Origin of the sequence: Pseudomonas sp. GZD-209 (genome assembly GCF_049310485.1) — a bacterium.
Taxonomy (GTDB): Bacteria; Pseudomonadota; Gammaproteobacteria; order Pseudomonadales; family Pseudomonadaceae; genus Aquipseudomonas; species Aquipseudomonas sichuanensis.
In genome coordinates, this window is sequence record NZ_JBMOWQ010000002.1 from 1 (window position 1) to 4,815 (window position 4,815).

The 4,815-nt window shown below is 68.1% G+C and carries 4 protein-coding genes; all 4 read left to right on the forward strand.

Going from position 1 to position 4,815, the window contains the following annotated elements; translation table 11 throughout:
• Window positions 1-120: 120 nt before the first annotated feature.
• The 4 genes from ACO6VM_RS00240 to ACO6VM_RS00255 all read left to right on the forward strand — a co-directional run bounded on the left by ACO6VM_RS00240 (window position 121) and on the right by ACO6VM_RS00255 (window position 4,741).
• A complete protein-coding gene (locus ACO6VM_RS00240) occupies window positions 121-1,455 on the forward strand; it encodes an LLM class flavin-dependent oxidoreductase (RefSeq protein ID WP_422402523.1) in 1,335 nt (444 codons plus the stop codon).
• A complete protein-coding gene (gene mgrA / locus ACO6VM_RS00245; RefSeq protein ID WP_422402524.1) occupies window positions 1,452-2,495 on the forward strand; it encodes an L-glyceraldehyde 3-phosphate reductase in 1,044 nt (347 codons plus the stop codon). Before ACO6VM_RS00240 ends, mgrA begins: the two co-directional genes overlap by 4 nt.
• Window positions 2,496-2,498: 3 nt before the next feature.
• A complete protein-coding gene (locus ACO6VM_RS00250) occupies window positions 2,499-3,428 on the forward strand; it encodes an aliphatic sulfonate ABC transporter substrate-binding protein (RefSeq protein ID WP_422402525.1) in 930 nt (309 codons plus the stop codon).
• A 113-nt stretch (window positions 3,429-3,541) separates the two neighbouring features.
• Entirely contained in the window at window positions 3,542-4,741 is a 1,200-nt protein-coding gene (locus tag ACO6VM_RS00255) for an amino acid aminotransferase (RefSeq protein ID WP_401060010.1), read from the forward strand.
• Window positions 4,742-4,815: the final 74 nt, after the last annotated feature.

Below are 4,815 nucleotides of genomic sequence, written 5' to 3' on the forward strand. Positions count from 1 at the left end.
GTGCTGTAGCTTCTGCCTCTCCCCTTTCTTCGTCCCCCCCCCCCCCTCCTCTCCCCCCCCCCCCCCCCCCCCCCCCCCCCAGGCCCGACCTTGCCTCATTGGATTCAAGGGGAGACAACCATGACCACCCGCCAACTCAGCCTCGGCGCCTTCCTCATGGCCACCGGGCACCACGTCGCCGCCTGGCGTCACCCGGACGTACCGGCCGACCCGCTGGACTTCAGCAGCTACCGCCGGGCCGCGCAGATCGCCGAAAGCGCCTGCTTCGACGCCTTGTTCGTGGCCGACAGCGTGGCCGCGCCCAGTGACGCCCTGGCCAGCCACAGCGCGCGTTCGGTGTACTTCGAGCCGCTGACACTGCTGTCGGCCCTGAGCGCGGTGACCGAGCGCATCGGCCTGGTCGCCACCGCCACCACCAGCTACAACGAGCCGTACCACGTTGCGCGCAAGTTCGCCTCGCTCGATCACCTGTCCGCTGGCCGCGCTGGCTGGAACCTGGTGACTTCCGATGCCGCCGCCGAAGCCGGCAATTTCGGCCGCGAGGCACACATCCCCCATGGCGAACGCTATGCCCGGGCCCGCGAGTTCCAGCAGGTGGTGCAGGGGCTGTGGGACAGCTGGGCGGACGATGCCTTCGTGCGTGACAAGGCCGCCGGCCAGTTCCACCACCCCGAGGCCGTGCGCGCCCTGGAGCACGCCGGCGAACACTTCCGGGTCAAGGGCCCGCTCAATGTTGCCCGCTCGCCCCAGGGCCGCCCGGTGCTGGTGCAGGCCGGCTCGTCCGAGGCTGGCCGCGAGCTGGCCGCCGAAACCGCCGAGGTGGTGTTCACCGCGCAGCCGTCGCTGGCCCGAGCCCAGGCGTTCTACGTCGACCTCAAAGGGCGCCTGGCGCGCTACGGGCGCAGCGAGGATGACCTGAAGATCATGCCGGGCGCTTATGTGGTGGTAGGGCAGAGCGAGGCTGAGGCGCAAGACAAGGCCGAGCAGTTCCAGGCGCTGGTGGACCCCCGCGTGGGCGTGGCCTTGCTCGGGCGCATGCTCGGCAACTTCGACCTGTCTGGTTACCCCCTGGACGGGCCGCTACCCGAACTGCCGCCCACCGAGGACGGCCAGCGCAGCCGCCAGCAACTGCTCACCGAACTGGCCGGCAGCGAGCGCCTGACCCTGGCCCAGCTGGGCCAGCGCATTGCCGGCGGGCGAGGGCACTTGAGCCTGATTGGCACCCCGGTGCAGATCGCCGACCAGTTGCAGGCGTGGTTCGAGGGGCGTGCCGCCGACGGCTTCAACATCCTGGTGCCGCACCTGCCCCAGGGGCTGGACGACTTCGCCCGCCTGGTGGTGCCCGAGCTGCAGCGCCGCGGGCTGTTTCGCAGCCAGTACCAGGGCCGCACCCTGCGTGAGCACCTGGGCCTGGCCCGGCCCGCCAATCCTTTCTTCCCACGAGGCTTAGCATGATCTACACCGCACACCCCGAGCGCTATGCACGCATGCCGTACCGCCGCGTCGGCCGCAGTGGCCTGCGGCTGCCGGCCCTGTCCCTGGGACTGTGGCACAACTTCGGTGATGCCATCCCGCTGCAGACCCAGCGCGCCTTGCTGCACACCGCATTCGACGCCGGCATCAACCATTTCGACCTGGCCAACAACTACGGCCCGCCCTACGGCAGTGCCGAAAGCAACTTCGGCCGGCTGCTGCGCGAAGACCTGCGCGGGTACCGCGACGAGTTGATCATCTCCAGCAAGGCCGGCTGGGACATGTGGCCCGGCCCTTACGGGCAGGGCGGCAGCTCGCGCAAGTACCTGCATGCGAGCCTCGACCAGAGCCTCAAGCGTCTGGGCCTGGACTACGTCGACATCTTCTATTCACACCGTTTCGATGCCGACACGCCGTTGGAGGAAACCGCCATCGCCCTGGCCGATATCGTGCGCCAGGGCAAGGCGCTGTACATCGGCATTTCGTCTTACTCCGCCGGCAAGACCCGCGAGATCGCTGCACTGCTCGACGAACTCAGGGTGCCGCTGCTGATTCACCAGCCGGCCTACAACCTGTTCAACCGCTGGATCGAGCGCGACCTGCTGACGGCCACCGATGAACTGGGCGCCGGGGTGATCGTGTTCACCGCCCTGGCCCAGGGCCTGCTCAGCGACAAGTACCTCGACGGCATCCCCAACGATGCCCGGGTCAACCGTGCCGGTGGCGGCTCGCTGCGCCCCGAACACCTGAGCGAGGCCAACCTGGAACGGGCCCGGGCGCTGAACCGCATCGCCCAGCGCCGTGGCCAGAGCCTGGCCCAGCTAGCGCTGGCCTGGACCCTGCGCGACCCTCGGGTGACCTCGGCACTGATTGGCGCCAGCCGCCCCGAGCAGATCAGCGAGAACGTCGCTGCTCTGGACAACCTCGCGTTCAGCGCCGAGGAACTGGCCGAGATCGACCTGCATGCCGTGGAAGGCGGCATCAACCTGTGGCAACAAGCTTCGAACGACTGGAAGGAGTGAACCATGGCCTTGATACGCCTTGCCGTGCTGTTGTTGCTGGCCGTTGCCGGCAGCGCCCAGGCAGCCGACCCGGCCAGCCTGCGCATTGGTTACCAGAAAGGCTCGATCAGCCTGGTGCTGGCCAAGCAGCACCGGTTGCTGGAGCAGCGCTTCCCGAATACCCAAGTGCAGTGGATCGAGTTCCCTGCCGGCCCGCAGATGCTCGAAGCCTTGAACATTGGCAGCCTGGACATCGGCTCGACCGGCGACATCCCGCCGATCTTCGCCCAGGCCGCGGGCGCCGACTTGCTGTACATCGGCGCTGAGCCGCCCAAGCCCCAGGCCGAGGTGATCCTGGTGGCCAAGGACAGCTCGATCAGCACGGTGGCGGCCCTCAAGGGCAAGCGCATCGCCCTGCAGAAAGGCTCCAGCGCTCATAACCTGGTGTTGCGTGCCCTGGCCAAGGCGGGCCTGAGCATCCGCGACGTGCAGCCGGTGTACCTGGCCCCGGCCGATGCCCGCGCGGCCTTCGAGCGCGGCAGCGTGGACGCCTGGGCGATCTGGGACCCGTTCTATTCGGCCATCGAGCTGGAGGGCAAGGCGCGCCTGCTGGCCGACGGCCAGGGGCTTGGCTTGATCGGGCCGTTCACCCTCGGCGCAAGGCCCTATGTCGAGGCCAACCCGCAGTTCGTCCAGCAGTTGCTCGACCAGATCAGCCGCGCCGAAGCCCTGACCCGCAGCGACGAGGCTGGCAGCATCCAGCTGTTGGCCGGGTTCATGGGGCTGCCGGAGGCCGTGGTGCGGCGCAGCTTCAGCCATCGCCCGGCTTCGCGGGTGCTGCCGGTCAGCGAGGCGATCGTCGCGGCGCAGCAACAGACCGTGCAGCTGTTCTACGACAACCGCCTGTTGCCACGGCCAGTGGACATCAGTGCCGCCGTCTGGCGCCGGCCCTGAGGCTTTGCGGCGCTGCACTGCACCCCTTGCAGATCAGTGATGTTCCTACAGGCGAACAGCGGGTATCCTCGCTGCAGCCTTTCCCGAACTTGATCCCCAAGGAGCTGCACGCTGTGTTCAAACATGTCGATGCCTATGCCGGCGACCCGATCCTCTCGCTGATGGAAACCTTCAAGGCCGACCCGCGCGCCGACAAGGTCAACCTGAGTATCGGCCTGTACTACGACGAAGCCGGCGTGGTGCCGCAGCTGGCGGCGGTGGGTGAGGTCGAGAAGCGCCTGGCCGGCCAGCCCCATGAAGCGTCGCTGTACCTGCCGATGGAAGGTCTGGCCGCCTACCGCCAGGCGATCCAGGCGCTGCTGTTCGGCAGCGATCACCCGGCCGTGGCCGATGGCCGCGTGGCCACGGTGCAGACCGTGGGCGGTTCCGGTGCGCTGAAAGTCGGCGCCGACTTCCTCAAGCGCTACTTCCCAGGCTCGGAAGTCTGGGTCAGCAACCCGACCTGGGACAACCACCGGGCGATCTTCGAAGGCGCGGGCTTCAAGGTGCATACCTACCCGTACTTCGATTCGGCCAGCCGTGGCGTCGACTTCGCCGGCATGCTGGCGACCCTGCAGACCCTGCCGGCCAACAGCGTGGTGCTGCTGCACCCGTGCTGCCACAACCCCACCGGCGTCGACCTGGACCAGAGCCAGTGGCAGCAAGTGGTCGAAGTGGTCAAGGCACGTCAGCTGATCCCGTTCCTCGACATCGCCTACCAGGGCTTCGGCGAAGGCCTGGTCGAGGATGCTTACGCCATCCGCGAAATGGCCCGTGCCGGCGTGCCGTGCCTGGTCAGCAACTCGTTCTCGAAAATCTTCTCGCTGTACGGCGAGCGGGTAGGGGGCCTGTCGGTGGTCTGTGACGACGCCGCCACCGCAGTCAGCGTGCTCGGCCAGCTCAAGGCCACCGTGCGCCGCAACTACTCCAGCCCGCCCGCGTTCGGCGCCCAGCTGGTGGCCGGCGTGCTCGGCGATGCCGCGCTCAATGCCCAGTGGGTGGCTGAAGTGGAAGTGATGCGCAAGCGTATCCTCGACATGCGCCAAGGCCTGGTCGACCTGCTCGGCGAGCTGCTGCCGGGCCAGGACTTCCAGTTCTTCCTGCGCCAGCGCGGCATGTTCAGCTACACAGGCTTCAGCGTCGAGCAGGTGCGTCGCCTGCGTGACGAGTTCGGCGTGTACCTGATCGACAGCGGCCGGGTGTGCATGTCCGGGCTGCGTCCGGCCAACCTGCGCCAGGTGGCTGAGGCGTTTGCGGCGGTGCACAAGGGCTGAGCGAATCGGCCTAATCGCGGGGCAAGCCCGCTCCCACTAGGTGTCTCGGCGTGGGAGCGGGCTTGCCCCGCGAT

Coding starts and splice junctions, on each gene's coding strand:
- ACO6VM_RS00240 (WP_422402523.1), top strand. CDS start 121: ATGACCACCCGCCAACTCAGCCTCGGCGCCTTCCTCATGGCCACCGGG.
- mgrA (WP_422402524.1), top strand. CDS start 1,452: ATGATCTACACCGCACACCCCGAGCGCTATGCACGCATGCCGTACCGC.
- ACO6VM_RS00250 (WP_422402525.1), top strand. CDS start 2,499: ATGGCCTTGATACGCCTTGCCGTGCTGTTGTTGCTGGCCGTTGCCGGC.